Consider the following 16,992-nt stretch of genomic DNA (forward strand, 5'->3'; position numbering starts at 1 on the left):
GCCAGGCCGCGCCGGTCCTCGCCCGGCGCGGCGCGGCATGTGAGTGGGCGGTCGCTGGCGCGGCCGCCCACTCACCGTGGGTCGTCTGAGCGCGGCCTGCAGCTTTGCCGCGTCTACCGCCGCCCTGTCGACGCCGAGGCTGCACGGCCGGAGGGGAGGGCGAGGGCGGTGAGGGCGGCGGCGAGGAGGGCGGCGGCGCCGACCCAGATGGCGGGGACGGCGGCGTCGACGTAGCCGTCGGGGGTGAAGCTGCCACCGGCGCCGGTGAAGACGGCGGTGAGCACCGCGATGCCGAGGGCGACTCCGATCTCGCGGAGCGTCGAGTTGGTGCCCGAGGCCTTCGCGTTGTCGTCTGCGGTCATGGTGGCCAGCACCGCCGTCGACGACGGCGCGAACACGAGCCCCATCCCGACCCCGGCGAACACGAACGCCGGAACCAGTGCCCCGTAGTCGAGCGTGGTCGACAGGATGAGCGCGATCCAGCCCACGCCCGCCGCCTGCAGCAGCAGCCCCGCCACGATGAGGGCGCGGGTACCCACCCGGGAGGCGACGAGACCGGCGAGCGGCGCCACCACCATAGGCGCCAGCGTCCACGGCATGGTCATCACGCCGGCCTCGAGCGGCGTCGCCCCGCCCACGATCTGCAGGTACTGGATGAGGATGAACACCGAACCGAAGATGCCGAAGCTGAACACCAGCCCCACCACGTTCGCCACCGAGAAGCTCCGGTCGCGGAACAGCCGCAGCGGCAGCAGCGGGTTCGGTACGCGCCGCTCCCACAGGATGAACGCCCCGATCAGCAGCGCACCGAGCACGAGCGCCCCCATCACCTCGAGGCTCCCCCAGCCCGCGTCGTTGCCCCGCACGATGCCGTAGACCACGGCGAGCACGCCTCCGCCCGCGAGCAGCACGCCGAGCAGGTCGGCCCGCAGTCGCGCCCCGAAAGAGTTCGGCAGGGCCAGCAGCACCAGCGGGATGCTGACGACTCCCACCGGCACGTTGAGCCAGAAGATCGCGTCCCAGCTCCAGCCCTGGATGACCGCTCCCCCGATGAGCGGCCCGAGTGCCACACCCAGCCCCGAGATGCCGCCCCAGATGCCGATCGCCAGGGGGCGCATCCGCTTGCTCACCGAGCCGACGAGGAGGGTCAGCGACAGCGGCATGAGTGCTGCCGCACCGAGCCCCTGCACGGCGCGGGCGGCGATGAGCATCCACGGCTCGATCGCCATCGCGCACAGCGCCGAGGCCAGGGTGAACACCGTGATTCCGGCGAGGAACACGCTGCGGCGGCCCAGCCGGTCGCCCAGCGCGACGGCGAGCAGCATGAAGGTCGCGAAGCTCAGCGTGTAGGCGTTGACGAACCACTGGAGCTGCTCGACCGACGCGCCGAGCTCGCGGCCGAGCACGGGCAGCGCACTCGTGACGACCAGGTTGTCGAGGGTGGCCATGAACATGGGCACCGAGGCGGCGACGACGGCGAGCCAGACGGGCACGCGGCGGCGAGCGCCGGCGCGGGCCGCGGGCTGAGGTGCCGGTGCTGTCGGCAGCGAGGAATCGACGAGAGTCATGGGAATCCCTTCGGAAGCTTGTGGTAATCAGATGATTACTTAGCAGCACGATAAGTAATCGACTGATACCATGTCAAGCGTGAGCGAGACGAAGACGAGGATGCCCGCCGACGAGCGCCGGGAGCTCATCCTCGACGCGGCGACCGCCGTCTTCGGCGATGCCGGCTACTACGGCGCGACGACGGATGCGGTGGCCCGCGCCGCCGGCGTCAGCCAGCCCTACGTCGTGCGCATGTTCGGCACGAAGGAGCAGCTGTTCCTCGACGTGCTGGGCCGGGGCCTCGAGCGCATCTTCGCCGCCTTCCGCGAGGCCATCGCCGGCGACCCCGAGGTGCCGCTCGAGCGCCGCCTCGGCCTCGCCTACTTCGCGCTGACCGCCGACCGCGGCATCCTGCTCTGCCTCATGCACGCGTTCGCACTGGGGGCCGACGCCGTGATCGGGCCCGCCGCCCGCTGCGGGTTCCTCGACGTGTACCGCCTGCTGCGCGACGAGGCCGGCATGACCCCCGAGCAGGCGAACGGGTTTCTCGCGGGCGGCATGCTCGCCAACGTGGTGCTCGGCGTGCGCATGTTCGACGACTTCGACACCGACCCCGACGTGCGGGAGCTCATGACCTCGGTCTTTCCCGAGAAGCTCGACCTCGTGCGCGCCTCGCACCCGCCCGTGCGCAGCGGCGCACCGCCGCGCGCCGGCTGACGCGCCGGCTCAGCGCGCGACCGCGATGAGCCCGAGCTCGGCAGGCGACGCGAGGTTTGCGTGCTTCGGCACGACGCGTACCGTGTACCCGAACGAGCCCGCCCGCGAGAGCTCCACCGTGCCGGAGTAGACGTACTCCCCGCCCGCCTCCGCCGAAGACGACGGCGTCGACGAGGTGGTCAGCTCCACCGTCGCGGCGTCGGAGATGTCGTCGCCGTGCACCGCGTGCCCGTAGACCACCTCGACCGCGACATCGTGCGGGGTGAGGCCGTCGAGCCCGACGTGGGCCCGCACGTGCAGCACGTCGCCCACCTGCGGGGTGTCGTCGAGCCCGCCCGACTCGACGTGGTTCACCGACACGCCCGACCAGGCGGCGCGCACGCGCTCCTTCCACAGCGACAGCTCGCGGGCAGCTTCGTGGTCGTCGGCGGTCATGGCACGCTCGGCCTCGGCGGCCGGGACGTACAGCCGCTCGACGTACTCGCGCACCATGCGCTCGGCGCTCAGCTCGGGCGAGAGGGCGGCGAGCGTGTGACGGATCGACTGCATCCAGTGTTCGGGGATGCCGTCGGCGTCGCGGTCGTAGAAGCGCGGCGCCACCTGGTTCTCGAGCAGGTCGTAGAGCGCCTCGGCCTCGAGGGCGTCGCGCTCCTCGCCGTCGCCCGCGGAGTCGGCGGTGGGGATGGCCCAGCCGTCCTCCCCGTCGTAGTACTCGGCCCACCAGCCGTCGAGGATGGAGAGGTTGAGCCCCCCGTTCAGCGCCGCCTTCATCCCCGAGGTGCCGCAGGCCTCGAGGGGCCGCAGCGGGTTGTTCAGCCAGACGTCGGTTCCCGGGTAGAGCAGCTGAGCCATGCCGATGTCGTAGTTCGGCAGGAAGACGATGCGCTGGCGCACCTCGGGGTCTGAGGCGAACTGCACGAACTTCTGGATGAGCCGCTTGCCCTCCTCGTCGGCCGGATGCGACTTGCCGGCCACCACGAACTGCACCGGTCGCTCGGGGTTCAGCAGGATCGACTTCAGCCGCACGGGGTCGTGCAGCATGAGGGTGAGCCGCTTGTAGGTGGGCACACGCCGCGCGAAGCCGATGGTGAGCACCTGCGGGTCGAGCAGCCCCTGGTACCAGGCGGGCGGGATGCTGTCGGGGTTCTGCTCACGCCACGCCTCGGTCACCCGCCGGCGTGCGTCGTGCACCAGCTGGCGGCGCATGTCACCGCGCACCGCCCAGAGCTCGGCGTCGGTGACGGCGTCGGAGGCCCAGTCGGCGGTCGTGGTGTCGCCCGTGCCGAGCTTCGTGCGGGCGAGCTCCTGCAGCAGCGGGTCGGTCCAGGTGGGGGCGTGCACGCCGTTAGTCACCGAGGTGATCGGCACGTCGGCCTTGTCGAAGCCCGGCCAGAGCCCGGCGAACATGCCCCGGCTCACCTCCCCGTGGAGCTTCGACACCCCGTTGGCGCGCTGGCCGAGGCGCAGCCCCATCACGGCCATGTTGAACACCTCGGGCGAACCGCCCTCATAGTCCTCGGCGCCGAGGGCCAGCACGCTCTCCACCTCGAGCCCCGGCAGCATGTCGGTCGAGAAGTAGCGCTCCACGAGCGAGCGCTCGAAGCGGTCGATGCCCGCGGGCACCGGCGTGTGCGTGGTGAACACGGTGCCGGCGCGCACCACCTGGAGCGCCTCGTCGAAGGAGAGCCCGCCGCCGATGAGGTTCGAGATGCGCTCGAGGCCCTGGAACCCGGCGTGGCCCTCGTTGGTGTGGTAGACCTCGGGCATCGGCGAGTCGGTGAGCTCGGCGAGCACTTCGAGGGCGCGCACACCACCGATACCGAGAAGCAGCTCCTGCAGCAGACGGTGCTCCCCGCCGCCGCCGTAGAGCCGGTCGGTGACGCTCCTGAGGTCGTCGTCGTTGTCGGGGATGTCGGTGTCGAGCATGAGCAGCCGCACCCGGCCCACCTGAGCCTGCCAGATGCGGGCGTAGAGCGCTCGGCCGCCGGGGAGGGCGAGCACGATCTGGGCGGCGGTGCCGTCGGCCTGGCGCAGCACCGACAGCGGCAGGCCGTCGGGGTCGAGCACCGGGTAGCTCTCCTCCTGCCAGCCGTCGCGGGAGATCGCCTGCGAGAAGTAGCCCGAGCGGTAGAACAGGCCGACGCCGATGATGGGCACGCCGAGGTCGGAGGCGGCCTTGAGGTGGTCACCCGCCAGGATGCCGAGACCACCGGAGTACTGAGGCAGCGCGGCGGCGATGCCGAACTCGGGCGAGAAGTAGCCGATGCTGCCGGGGCGTGGGCCCTCGAGACCCTGGTACCAGCGCGGTTCGGTGAGGTACGCGTTCAGGTCGTCGCGGAGGCTGTTGGCCCAGGCGACGAACCCGGGGTCGGCGGCGAGCTGCTCGAGGCGTTCGGGGCGCACCGCGCCGAGAAGAGCGACCGGGTCGCCGAGGGTCGCCTTCCAGTCGTCGGGCGAGATGTGGGCGAAGATCTGCCGGGTGGGTTCGTGCCACGCCCAGCGGAGATTCGCCGCGAGCTCGCCGAGTGCCCCCAGCGACTCGGGAAGCACGGAACGGACGGTGAATCTGCGAATTGCCTTCACGCTGGTGACTCCTCTAGGAACGATGTGCCCGATCGACCCCGCCAGCCTAGGCCAGGTGCGTTTCGACCGGGTGAACAGCATCCGGCGACGCGTTGCGGGCCGATGCAGAGTGGGTAGGGTCTGAGTTGTGGCAGCTACGCGTAAGAAACCTGCATCCGCCCCGGTCACGAAGCCGGTCGCACAGCCTGTCGAGCCGGAGACGGCCCTCGAGCCGACGAAGGCCCTCGAGCCCGAGAAGGCCTTCGAGCCCGAGATCGGCCGCATTCCCGTCATCGACGTGTTCCCCCAGGTCGACGGCGGGCGCTGGGCCGCGAAGGGCTTCGTGGGCGAGGTCATCCCCTTCGGCGCCACCGTCTTCCGCGAAGGCCACGACGCCGTCGGTGCGCACCTCGAGCTCGAGGCCCCCGACGGCACCGTCACCGACCGCCCGCTCACCCGCACCTTCAGCTGGGCCGACGAGTGGAAGACCCTCGCCCAGGTGACCTCGGAGGGCGCGTGGCGGTTCCGCATCCGTGCCTACTCCGACGACTACGCCACCTGGGAGCACAACGCCTCGGTGAAGATCGCCGCCGGCATCGACATCGACCTCATGCTCGCCATCGGCGAGCAGCTGTTCGCCCGCCTCGCAGCCGAGCCCGAGCGCGACGCCGCCGACCGCGAGCTGTTCGCCCGGGTCGCCACCTCGCTCGGCCAGACGGCGGGCCCCGTGCCCGAGCGTCTCGCCGCCGCCTACTCGGCCGAGGTGACGCATGCGCTCCGCCGCCACCCCGCACAGAGCCTCGTCACCTACTCGGCCTGGCACCCGCTCCGCGTCGAGCGGGCCCGCGCCGGTGTCGGCGCCTGGTACGAGTTCTTCCCCCGCTCCGTCGGCGCCGTGCAGCACGACGACGGCAGCTGGATGAGCGGCACCTTCCGCACGGCCATCGACCGGCTGCCCGCCGTCGCCGCGATGGGCTTCGACGTGCTCTACCTGCCGCCCATCCACCCCATCGGGGAGGCGTACCGCAAGGGGCGCAACAACACCCTCGACCCGAAGCCCGGCGACCCGGGATCGCCCTGGGCGATCGGCGGCGAGGCCGGAGGCCACGACGCCATCCACCCCGACCTCGGCACGGTCGACGACTTCAAGGCGTTCCTTTCCGCCACGAGGGCGAACGGGCTCGAGCTCGCCCTCGACTTCGCGCTGCAGGCGTCGCCCGACCACCCGTGGGTGAAGGCGCACCCGGAATGGTTCACGACCCTTCCCGACGGCTCCATCGCCTACGCCGAGAACCCCCCGAAGAAGTATCAGGACATCTACCCCATCAACTTCGACAACGACCCGGCGGGCATCCGCGCCGAGGCGCTGCGGGTGCTGGAGTACTGGATCTCCCTCGGCGTCACGATCTTCCGGGTCGACAACCCGCACACCAAGCCACTGAACTTCTGGGAGTGGATCATCCACGAGGTGAACACCGCGCATCCCGAGGTCGTCTTCCTCGCCGAGGCGTTCACGCGGCCCGCGGCGATGCAGGGGCTCGCGAAGGTGGGCTTCCAGCAGTCGTACACGTACTTCACCTGGCGCAACACGAAGACCGAGATCGAAGAGTTCTTCACCGAGCTCGCGCACGACACCGCGGCGTTCTTCCGCCCGAACCTGTTCGTGAACACTCCCGACATCCTCACCGAGTACCTGCAGTTCGGCGGGGTCGCCGCCTACCGCATCCGTGCCGTGCTCGCGGCCACCGGCGCCCCCACCTGGGGCGTGTACTCCGGCTACGAACTCATCGAGAACGTCGCCCGACCCGGTGCCGAAGAGAACATCGACAACGAGAAGTACGAATACAAGGCGCGCGATTTCGCCGCCGCAGAGGCGGAGGGCCGCTCCATCGCGGGCGACATCACGCGGCTCAACGAGATCAGGCGCGCGCATCCGGCCCTCGGGCAGCTGCGCAACCTGCACGTGCACGCCAGCGACGACGACGCCATCGTCGTGTACTCCAAGCACCTCGCCGCCGAGTTCTCGCCCACCGGTGTGGCCGACACGATCATCGTCGTGGTGAACACCGACCCGCACTCGGCTCGCGAGACGACGGTGCACCTCGACCTCGAGAAGCTGGGGCTCGCCCCTGGCTCGACCTTCACGGTCACCGACCTGCTCGGCGACGGCGTCTGGGAATGGTCGGAGCACGACTACGTGCGCCTCGACTCCTTCAGCCGGCCCGCGCACATCCTCCACGTCACTCCCCAGGAAGGCGGCGCATCCTGATGCCCAGCCCCGACGGCTCCACCGCTCTGACCCTCCCCGAGATTCCGCTCGACGTGCTCCAGCGTGTCGCCGCCGGGTCGTACTACGACCCCCACTCGGTGCTCGGCCAGCACCTCGTGCACGCCGAAGGAGTGAGCGACCCGATCACGGTCATCCGCACCCTCAGGCCGCTTGCCGAGGAGGTGAGCGCCGTGCTCTCGAACGGAGCGCGTGCCCAGCTCACCCACCTCTGGGGCGGCATCTGGCAGGGCTTCACCCTCACCGGCCTCAACGACTACCAGATCGAGGCGCGCTACGCCGACGGGTCGGTGTGGACCGCCGACGACCCCTATCGCTACTCCCCCACACTCGGCGAGGTCGACCTGCACCTCATCGGCGAGGGCAGGCACGAGAAGCTCTGGGAGGTGCTCGGATCACGCGTCGAGGAGAAGTGGGGGGTCGACGCTGCCACGGCCGGCACCGCCTTCGCCGTGTGGGCGCCCCATGCGCAGGCTGTACGCGTGATCGGTGACTTCAACGGGTGGGACGGGGTTCGTCACGCCATGCGCAGCCTCGGCGGCACGGGAGTGTGGGAGCTGTTCATCCCCGGCCTCGGGGCGGGCAGCAACTACAAGTTCGAGATCCTCACCCAGGACGGCAGGTGGGTGCAGCGCGCCGACCCCATGGCGCGGTACACCGAGGTGCCTCCGCTCACGGCCTCCGTCATCGGCACGTCCTCGTACGAGTGGGCCGACGGCGACTGGATGCGCACCCGCGCGACGATCGACCCCCACACCAACCCGATGAGTGTCTACGAGATGCACCTCGGCTCGTGGAAGCCGGGGCTCGACTACCGCTCGCTCGCCGACGAGCTCATCCCGTACCTTCAGCACCTCGGGTTCACCCATGTCGAGTTCATGCCGCTCGCCGAGCATCCGTTCGGCGGATCGTGGGGCTACCAGGTCACCTCGTACTACGCGCCCACGTCACGGTTCGGGCACCCCGACGACCTGCGTTACCTCGTCGACCGGCTGCACCAGGCGGGCTTCGGCGTTCTGATGGACTGGGTGCCGGGGCACTTCCCCAAAGACGAGTGGGCGCTCGCCCGCTTCGACGGCGAGGCACTGTACGAGCATCCCGACCCGCGTCGCGGCGAACAGCCCGACTGGGGCACGCTCGTGTTCGACTTCGGCAACAGCAAGGTGCGCAACTTCCTCGTGGCGAACGCGCTGTACTGGCTCGAGGAGTTCCACATCGACGGCCTCCGGGTCGACGCCGTCGCCTCGATGCTCTACCTCGACTACTCGCGCAAGGAGGGCGAGTGGATTCCGAACCAGTACGGCGGCCGCGAGAACCTCGAGGCCATCAGCCTGCTGCAGGAGGTCACCGCCACCGCGTACAAGACCAATCCGGGCATCGTCATGATCGCCGAGGAGTCGACCTCCTGGCCGGGCGTCACGCATCCGACCGATCGCGGTGGGCTCGGCTTCGGCATGAAGTGGAACATGGGGTGGATGCACGACACCCTCGATTACATCGAGAAAGACCCGATGTACCGGCAGTACCACCACGGGGAGATCACCTTCTCGTTCCTGTACGCGTTCAGCGAGAACTTCATGCTGCCGATCTCGCACGACGAGGTCGTGCACGGAAAGGGCTCGCTGCTCGCCAAGATGCCGGGTGACCACTGGCAGAAGCTCGCGAACCTTCGGGCCTACCTCGGGTTCATGTGGGCCCACCCGGGCAAGCAGCTGCTGTTCATGGGCCAGGAGTTCGGGCAGCCGTCGGAGTGGAGCGAGGAGCGGGGGCTCGACTGGTGGATCCTCGACCAGCCGGTGCACCAGCAGCTGCTCGGTCTGGTGTCACGGCTCAACACGGTCTACAAGGAGAACCCGGCGCTGTGGTCGCTCGACAACGAGCCCGCGGGCTTCGAGTGGATCGACGGCGGCTCCTCGTCGCAGAACCTCGTGTCGTTCCTGCGGTGGGACGCCTCCGGCAACCCCATCGCGGTGCTCATGAACTTCTCGGGCCAGCCCGTCGGACCCTACCGCGTGGGCCTGCCGTTCGGCGGCCGCTGGGACGAACTCGTGAACACCGACGCCGTCGAGTACGGCGGCTCGGGCGTCGGCAACTACGGTTCGGTCGAGGCCGAGTACGTGCCCTGGTCGGGCCGCCCCGCCTCCGTCGAACTCACCCTCCCACCCCTCGCCGCCCTCTACCTCCGCCCCCGCAAGAGCTAGCAGTTCAGGTCGCCGCCTCGCGCCGAACGTAGGCACGGGGCCGAAAGCTGCGGGCAGTACTCGACGACCCGAGGTGAGCGCGCGGCCGCGCCAGCGACCGCACGCGAACATGCCGCCCGGCGCCGGGCGAGGACCGGCGCCGGCCGCCGGAGCCGCGCGCAGCACGGCCCCGACGGGAACCAGCACAGCCCGGCGGGAACTAGTACAACAACGCCGCGAGACGCCTGCGCGCCGCAGCCACCCGCGGGTCTTCGGCTCCGACGACCTCGAAGTACTCGAGGAGACGGGTGCGGATGGCGGTCTTGCCGTCGGGGGTCTGGGTGGGGAAGAGGTCGAGCAGGCGGCCGAAGGCGTCGTCGATGTGGCCGCCCGAGAGGTCGAGGTCGGCGACGAGGAGCTGGGCGTCGAGGTCGGTGGGGTTCTCGGCGGCGGCGGAGCGCACCTCGTCCATGGTCTTGCCGTCGAGGCGGGCGAGGAGGCTCACCTGGGCGAGCCCGGCCACAGCGAGGGTGTCGCGCGGGTTCTGGGCGATGGCCGTCTGGTACTCGGCGATCGCGGCCTGGTAGTCGCCGCGTTCGATGGCCTCGTAGGCCTCGGCATGGTGCGGGGGCAGGGGTTCTTCGACCGGGGCTGCCTCGTCGCCGTCGGCAGCATCCGTGTCGCCGACGGGCACGGTGCCGGTGACACCGTTCTGGGCGGCGAGCTGAAGCACCTGCTCGAGCACGGCGCGCACCTCGTCTTCGGGGTAGGAGCCCTGGAACAGCGACACCGGCCGGCCGCCCACGATCGCCGCCACCGTCGGCACCGACTGCGCCTGGAAGGCCTGGGCGAGCTGCGGGTTCGCCTGGGCGTCGACCCCCACCAGCACGAGGCGGCCGCGGTAGTCGGTGACGAGCCTGGTGAGCACGGCGGTGAGTTCGACGCTCGCCTCGGCCCAGTCGGCCTTGAGGTCGACGATGACGGGCACCGAGTTCGACAGCTCGATGATCTGGGTGAAGTTCGCGTCGCTGCCCTCGATGACGAGCGACGGCACGGTGCCGCCGGCCGCTCCTCCGCCGGTGCCCGGCGCGGGTGCCGGCGCGTTGGCGCGGTTCACGAGCGACGACAGGTCGACTGCCCCGCGGAGGCTTCCTGCGGGGGGCGGGGGCATGCTCACGGCAACTCCTTCGCTTGGATGAGGCCCTGGGTGAAGCCCAGGAGCTCCGCCTTGCCGGCGTCACCCGACGGCGGGATGTAGAACAGCAGCTGGTAGTCGTAGACGGCCTCGGCGCCCTTGGCGGTCTCGGTGACGCCCGAGAGCGCCTTGACCGCACCTTCGGGGCTCACGGTCGCGCCCGACTCGACCGGCTTCACCGTCTCCGACTCGCGGAGCTCCACAGCCACGAGGGCCCCTGAGCCACTCGTCGCGAGCGCGATGTTCTGCCCGTCGGCGGCGACCTGGGCGAAGTCGAGCGACGCGGTGGCCGGGAGGGCGCCCTTCTTCGTGTTCTTGTAGTCGGTGCCCACCTGGGTGCGCAGCGTGTCGCCGTCGGGGTCGATGAGATCGATGTACTGGCTCGCGTCGCCCACGCTCAGGATGTCGGCGTAGGCCGTCTTGAGCTCGTCGGGGGTCATCTTCAGCAGCTTCGTGTCGGGTGCGAGCTTCGTGGTGCCGACACTCGCGGCGGCGACGGGCGGCAGGCTGGTGTCGGGCTCCAGGGTGATCTCGTAGTACACCTTGTAGTTCGAGCGCGGGGTCTCCTGCATGAGCATGAGCGCCACAGGCGGCACCGAGGTGTCGTCGCCCTGCACGACCGTGAAGACGGTCTTCGGCCACACGTTCGACGCCTGCGGGAGCGCCACCTGAAGCGGGCCGGCCGGGATGGCCTGCGGCGCCGGGTACTCCGGGTAGGCGCCGCGGATGGCGTAGGTGGCGGTGCGCAGCTCGAGAGCGGGGCCCGAGAAGCGCTGGGCGAGTGTGTCGGCGTTCGACGAGGCATCGGCCTCGGCGGTGACGGTGGAGATCGTGCCGACGATCGCCTCGAGCTGCGCCTCGGTGACGGCGGGGCTCGGGGTGTCGTCGTCGACGGCGGTGGTCGGCTCCGTCTCGGCGCCCGGGGTCGCCGACGGGTCGGGGGTGGCGGTGGCTGCCACGGTGGCACCGTCGGTGGCGACGGGCTCGGCGGCCTGCGGCCAGTAGTCGGCCGAGCATCCGCTCACGGCCAGCACCGAGGCCAGCACGACGGGCGCGGCGACGAGCGGAGCGATGGAGCGGCGCCCCCGCTTCATCCCCGACTCGATGGCGTTGGTGCGCGACGGCGAGAAGCGCTTGCCCTTCGGCAGCGCGGGAGGCTTGCGGCGCGGGCGGTGCGAGCGGCGCATGTGGAGGAGGCCTAGCACGAGCAGCACGAGACCGGCGAGCAGGAAGGCGACGCCGGCGACCAGCAGCGGGCCCACCCACGGGGTGGCGTTCGCGATCGGCCAGGAGAGCTTGACGTTGCTCGGCGCGGGCTGGGTGCCGTCGGAGGCGACGATGACCGAATAGCCGGCGGGCAGGTTGAGGGTGCGGAACATGGCGCCGTCGGCCGAGAACTGCTCGAGCCAGAGGTCGCTGCCGGCGGGGTTCGCCGAGCCGCTGGCCACGTTGTCGGCACCGTCGGGGTTCGCCTCGACCGCGGTGGAGACGAGGTCGCCGGTCTCGGCGTCGTAGCCGACGCTGTCGTACGACGAGCCGTCGAGCCACGCCTTGACGTCGGTGGTGCGGCCGTAGGCGGCGAAGACGGTGTCGCTGCCGCTGAGCTCGAGGGTCTGCCGGCCGTCGTGCGCGCGCAGCGCGTCGGAGTCGATCATGACGTAGGGCGCGGCACCCTCGATCGCCACCGACGACGACACGGTGTTGGGCGGGAGGAACACGGTTCTCTGCGCGATGCCGGCGCCGATCAGCGCGGTCGCGATGATGAAGGCGAGGATAGCGAAGATGAAGCGCACGGATTCTCCTGACAAAGACATTAAAAGATAGCCGATTCGCCCCGCCCGCCCGTACAGCGAACGTTCAGGAGTCACTCACCACGACACGATCGACGCTCGGGTCGATACCGGATCGTGATCTCCGCCTCCCCCATAGTATTGAGCAACGTCCCGCCCGACGACGCCTGAGGGAGACCCTGTGAAGATCCAGAACGCGTTCACCCTCGGTCTGGTGGCCACGCTCGGGGTCGGCGTGGGCCTGTTGATCCTGGGGGCCGTAGCGTCCCTGGCCACGATTCTCACCTACATCGGGGTGGCGATCTTCATCGCTCTCGGCCTCGATCCGATCATCTCCTGGCTCGAACGCAAGCGCTGGCCGAGGTGGCTTGCCATCCTCACCGTACTGGTGGCTGTTCTGGGCATCTTCACAGGCCTGGTCTTCGCCGTGGTGCCCATCATCGTCGAGCAGACATCCCAGTTGATCGATCTGGTGCCCACCATCGTCAACCAGGTGCTCGACCAGAACTGGCGCGACAGCCTCACCGATCAGCTCGGCGGGTTCATCGACGTCAACGAGGTGTACAACGCCGTCGTGAACTACTTCGCCGACGCCGGCAACGTCACCGCACTCGCCGGTGGCGCGCTGCAGGTGGGCATCGGGGTGGCCAGCGGGGTGTTCGGCACCATCATCGTGCTCATCCTCACCCTCTACTTCACGGCGTCGCTCAATCACATGAAGCGCGCGGCGTACCGCCTGGTGCCGGCCACGAAGCGCGAGCGCTTCGCCGACCTGAGCGAGCAGGTGACGGGGGCCGTGGGCCGCTACGTCGTCGGCCAGATCAGCCTTGCGCTCTGCAACGGCATCCTGAGCTTCATCTTCCTGTCGATCATCCAGGCGCCGTTCTCTGCGGTGCTCGCCTTCCTCGCCGGGATGCTCTCCCTCATCCCCCTGGTGGGCACCATCTCGGGGTCGACGATCATCGTGCTGGTGTGCCTCATCCCCGGCCTCGGTTCGCCCCTCACGGCGCTGGTGGCCGGTATCTACTACCTCGTCTACATGCAGGTGGAGGCGTACCTGCTCAGCCCGAAGATCATGAACCGGGCTGTCTCGGTCCCCGGCGCCATCGTCGTCATCGCCGCGCTCGCCGGCGGCACCCTGCTCGGTGTGCTCGGAGCCCTCATCGCCATCCCCATCGCCGCAAGCATCCTGCTCATCATCAAGCAGGTCGTCATCCCCCTCCAGAACGAGCGCTGAAGTCGCCCGTCAGCCCACCTCATAGGTGGTGGGGAGGGGGTAGGCGTGGGCGTTGGTGCGGGCGACGATCTCGTCGAGCACGCGGCGCACCTGGGCCTCGCCGACCCAGAGGTGCTTGCCGCCCTCCACCTCGACCAGGTCGAGGCTCGGCACGCTCGCGAAGCGCTCGCGCGCCTCGGGCGGCCGGAGGTAGTCGTCGAGCTCGGGCACGATGGCCACGAGCTGCGTGCCGTTGCCCTCCCAGGCGGCGACCTCGGCATCCGTGGCACGGTGCAGCGGCGGTGAGAGCAGGATGGCACCCTCGATCGGGTACTGCGCGCCGTACTTGAGGGCGAGCTCGGTGCCGAACGACCAGCCGACGAGCCACGGATGCGGCAGCCCCCGCTCCGCAACGAAGTCCATCGCCGCCTTCACGTCGTAGCGCTCGGCGTCTCCGCCGTCGAACTCGCCCTCGCTCGTGCCACGCGGCGAGGTGACGCCGCGCAGGTTGAAGCGCAGCACGGCGAGATCGGCGAGGGCGGGGAGGCGTGCTGCGGCTTTCCGCAGCACGTGCGAGTCCATGAAGCCACCGTGGGTGGGCAGCGGATGCAGGGTGACGAGCGTGGCCACCGGCTCGCCCGAGAGCGGCAGCGCCAACTCCCCCACGAGGGTGAGCCCGTCGTCGGTGTGCAGTTCGATCTCCTCGCGCCGAGCGGGCAGCTCGACGCCGGCGCGGATCTCGGTTGCGGTCATCTCAGGCTCCGATCCTCCAGCAGTGCGTGTGCCAGTGCCTCCGGGCGGCGAGGTCGCTCGTGTCACCGAGCACGCCGTCGGCACGCCAGGTGACGAGGTGCGCCGTGCCCGGCGCGATCTGCTGACCGCATCCGGGGCAGGTGTAGGCCTTCACGGCCGCCGCACCCGACACCGGCTGCACATTCCACTCGCCGTCGCGGCGCTGCTCGACGCGCTTCCAGCCCGAGATCATGCGCTCGAGGCCGGTCTCCTCCTCGTCGCCTCCCCCGCCGGTGCGACGGCGAGGGCGGTTGCTGCGGGGCATGACTCAAGTCTACGAGGGCGGGGAGCGGTGCATCGATGAGCCGACGAGCACCGCCTCTAATGCGCGTCGGACCCGTCGCTCGGTTGCAGCCGCGACTCCTCCTGATCGAGCATGAGCTGCGCCCGCACCAGGATGCGCGAGCTGTAGCTGGCCCTGCCTCGCGCATCCAGCAGCGCGAGACGCTCGGCCCTCAGCACTTCGAGCCTCAGCACCCGGTACTGCCGGTGGGGCGCTCCCTGGTCTCCGCTCGAATCGGGCCCGGCCGACCGCGCCCGTTCCCAGGCCGACTCGCTGCGCAGGTCGGCGTCGGTGCGCACGCGCTCGACGACGCCCTCGACGACCTCCTCGCCGTCCGGGAGAACGAGCTCGGGGGTCTCGAGCACCTGCAACCCGGCCTCGCGCAGCTCGTCGACCAGTGTCGCGAACTCGGCGTGGTCGGCTGCCTCGTCGACGCCGCGGATGCGCAGTGTCCTGATGATCCACGGCAGCGTTCCGCCCTGCAGCAGCAGTGTGACGACCGACACCGTGAAGGCGATGAGGATGAGCTGGCTGCGGTACGGGATGTCCTCCGGCAGCGATTGGGCGGCAGCGACCGTGACCACGCCGCGCATCCCGGCCCAGGTGAGCACGAGGCCGCCCCGCCAGCCGGTGGCCTCCCTGGCGTCGTCGGAGTGCGGGTCTCTGCGGTGCGCCCTGGCTCGCTGCGCCGCCAGCAGCGGCCCCACGAAGAGGAAGCGGATGACGAACAGCGCCGCCGCCGCCCCCAGCCCGAGCCCGACCGCACCGATCGCGTCGAGGTCGTCCGCCGTGGCGCGCGGGTTCAGTGCGTCGAGGAAGATGTCCTTCAGCTCGAGCCCCATGAGGAAGAACACGCCGTTCTCGAGCAGGAACTGGATGGTGCGCCAGTTCAGCCGCTCGCTGATGCGCGTCTGAGCGGTGAAGTGCTTCGCCCCCATGTGCCCGGTGTACAGGCCCGCGACGACCACGCTGAGCACCCCGGATGCGCCGATCGCCTCCGCAGGGATGTAGGCGATGAAGGGGATGACGAACGAGATCGCTGTGGTGAGCACGGGGTCGTGGAGCTTCGACCTGAAGAAGACGGTGATGAAGCCGACGACGAGCCCGACCGCCACCGCGATCACCGACGAGTACGCGAAGTCGACGGTCACGCCGCCGAAGCCTCCGAGCGCGATGGTTCCCGCAGACGCCGCGATCGCCGTGCGCAGCAGCACCAGGGCGGAGGCGTCGTTCACGAGGCTCTCCCCCTCCAGCACGGCGATGAGTCTGGGGGGCAGCCCGAGCCGCTTGCCGATCGAGGTCGCAGCCACGGCATCCGTGGGGCTGATTACCGCGCCGAGGGCGATGGCGGCGGCGAGGTTCAGATCGGGGAGGATCATGAACAGCAGGAACCCGGTGACGAGGGCGCTCACGATGACCAGCAGCACCGAGAGCACCGCGATCGAGCCGAAGTTCTTTCGGAAGTCGACGAGCGGCAGGTTGATGGCGGACGAGTACAGCAGCGGCGGCAGCACGCCGGCGAGGATCCACTCGGAGGGAACGTGCACGGGCGGCACCCCGGGGATGAGCGAGATGCCGATGCCGATGACCACCAGCAGGATGGGGGTGGCGAGACGGAGCTTCGGCGAGAGGGCCGAGACCCCGACCAGGATGATCAGGCAGACCACCGCGATGATCTCGGGCTTCATGCGCTCAGCCTAGCGAGTGCGCCGAGCGGTGTCGGGGCGAGCCGGGGCCGCGTGGCGGTGGCTCAGTACCAGCCGCGGTTCACCGACGAGGCCCATGCCTCGCACGGCGAGCCGTAGACGCCCATGATGTAACGCAGACCCCAGTCGATCTGCACGTTGGGGTCGCTCTCCCACCCCGGGCCCATCTTGCTGCCCGGCAGCGCCTGCGGAATGCCGTGGGCACCGGAGGAGGCGTTGTGGGCGAGCGGATTCCAGCCCGACTCCTTGTTCCAGAGCGCGAGCAGGTAGTAGTACTCCTGGATGCCGAAGCCGTAGCCCTGCAGCGCCGTCCAGGCGATGCCCTGGTAGCTCGAGGGGTCGGGCTCACCCGGCGTGGGCACGACGTTCGCCGAGCATCCTGCAGCGGCGCCACCGCCGCCGCCACCCGACGACGGGCTCTTCGCCACGGGCTGCGCCACCGGCTCGGGTGCGGGCGGCGGGGGCGGAGGTGGCGGATCGGTGATCGTGTAGTCGTCGCGCTGAACGGATGCTGCGGCGGTTCCCGACACCGCGAACGACTGCGCAGACACGGCAGCGGCGACGATCTCGGGCGCGTACGACTCCGAGGCGTTGGCGCCGGTGAGGTGGGGCTCCATGGCGAACAGGGCCACGAACGAGGCTGCGACGCCGAAGGCGAGCACCTGCAGCCCGACGCGGAGCGCGGGCGGGGTCGACTTTCGGAGCAGTGTCATCGG

General features: G+C 70.1%; 12 protein-coding genes. 4 read left to right on the plus strand and 8 right to left on the minus strand.

Translation table 11 applies throughout. The features are described 5' to 3' along the window. Positions 1 to 113 precede the first annotated feature (113 nt). Entirely contained in the window at positions 114 to 1,568 is a 1,455-nt protein-coding gene (locus tag ABFY20_RS13590; RefSeq protein ID WP_368496767.1) for a DHA2 family efflux MFS transporter permease subunit, read from the minus strand. 79 nt (positions 1,569 to 1,647) lie between these two features. Here ABFY20_RS13590 and ABFY20_RS13595 point away from each other — a divergent pair, with 79 nt between their 5' ends. After that, positions 1,648 to 2,265 carry a TetR/AcrR family transcriptional regulator gene (locus ABFY20_RS13595; RefSeq protein ID WP_368496768.1) on the plus strand — a complete coding sequence of 206 codons (618 nt, stop codon included), beginning with the start codon at positions 1,648 to 1,650 and terminating at the stop codon, positions 2,263 to 2,265. Positions 2,266 to 2,274: 9 nt separating this feature from the next. On the opposite strand, the gene glgP is transcribed toward ABFY20_RS13595, so the two are convergent. After that, complete coding sequence (glgP, locus tag ABFY20_RS13600; RefSeq protein ID WP_368496769.1) at positions 2,275 to 4,848, minus strand: alpha-glucan family phosphorylase; 2,574 nt, start codon at positions 4,846 to 4,848, stop codon at positions 2,275 to 2,277. 253 nt (positions 4,849 to 5,101) lie between these two features. Between glgP and ABFY20_RS13605 the strand changes: the two genes are divergently transcribed. Together ABFY20_RS13605 and glgB are read left to right on the plus strand one after the other, a co-directional pair. Beyond that, a complete protein-coding gene (locus tag ABFY20_RS13605; protein WP_368499792.1) occupies positions 5,102 to 7,096 on the plus strand; it encodes an alpha-1,4-glucan--maltose-1-phosphate maltosyltransferase in 1,995 nt (664 codons plus the stop codon). Continuing rightward, positions 7,093 to 9,315: a 1,4-alpha-glucan branching protein GlgB gene (glgB, locus tag ABFY20_RS13610; protein WP_368499793.1), complete on the plus strand. Its 2,223-nt coding sequence runs from the start codon at positions 7,093 to 7,095 to the stop codon at positions 9,313 to 9,315. Before ABFY20_RS13605 ends, glgB begins: the two co-directional genes overlap by 4 nt. Before the next feature lie 199 nt (positions 9,316 to 9,514). On the opposite strand, the gene ABFY20_RS13615 is transcribed toward glgB, so the two are convergent. After that, positions 9,515 to 10,465, minus strand: a complete 951-nt coding sequence (locus ABFY20_RS13615; RefSeq protein ID WP_368496770.1) for a co-chaperone YbbN — start codon at positions 10,463 to 10,465, stop codon at positions 9,515 to 9,517. 2 nt (positions 10,466 to 10,467) lie between these two features. Continuing rightward, on the minus strand, positions 10,468 to 12,282 hold the full coding sequence (locus tag ABFY20_RS13620; protein ID WP_368496771.1) for a hypothetical protein: 1,815 nt from the start codon (positions 12,280 to 12,282) through the stop codon (positions 10,468 to 10,470). A 178-nt stretch (positions 12,283 to 12,460) separates the two neighbouring features. On the opposite strand from ABFY20_RS13620, the gene ABFY20_RS13625 reads away from it, so the two are divergent. Continuing rightward, a complete protein-coding gene (locus tag ABFY20_RS13625) occupies positions 12,461 to 13,516 on the plus strand; it encodes an AI-2E family transporter (protein WP_368496772.1) in 1,056 nt (351 codons plus the stop codon). Between the two features lie 9 nt (positions 13,517 to 13,525). Here ABFY20_RS13625 and ABFY20_RS13630 read toward each other — a convergent pair whose 3' ends face one another. The 4 genes from ABFY20_RS13630 to ABFY20_RS13645 form a co-directional block, all read right to left on the minus strand. Then, complete coding sequence (locus tag ABFY20_RS13630) at positions 13,526 to 14,248, minus strand: alpha/beta hydrolase (protein ID WP_368496773.1); 723 nt, start codon at positions 14,246 to 14,248, stop codon at positions 13,526 to 13,528. Position 14,249: 1 nt separating this feature from the next. Then, positions 14,250 to 14,552, minus strand: coding sequence for a hypothetical protein (locus ABFY20_RS13635; protein ID WP_368496774.1), 303 nt, complete (start codon positions 14,550 to 14,552; stop codon positions 14,250 to 14,252). 56 nt (positions 14,553 to 14,608) lie between these two features. After that, the gene (locus ABFY20_RS13640) at positions 14,609 to 16,258 is read right to left on the minus strand and encodes a cation:proton antiporter (protein WP_368496775.1); all 1,650 of its coding nucleotides are present in this window, start codon (positions 16,256 to 16,258) and stop codon (positions 14,609 to 14,611) included. A gap of 62 nt (positions 16,259 to 16,320) precedes the next feature. Then, complete coding sequence (locus ABFY20_RS13645) at positions 16,321 to 16,989, minus strand: lytic transglycosylase domain-containing protein (RefSeq protein ID WP_368496776.1); 669 nt, start codon at positions 16,987 to 16,989, stop codon at positions 16,321 to 16,323. Between the last annotated feature and the right edge of the window lie 3 nt (positions 16,990 to 16,992).

The organism is Herbiconiux sp. A18JL235 (assembly GCF_040939305.1).
Lineage (GTDB): Bacteria > Actinomycetota > Actinomycetes > Actinomycetales > Microbacteriaceae > Herbiconiux.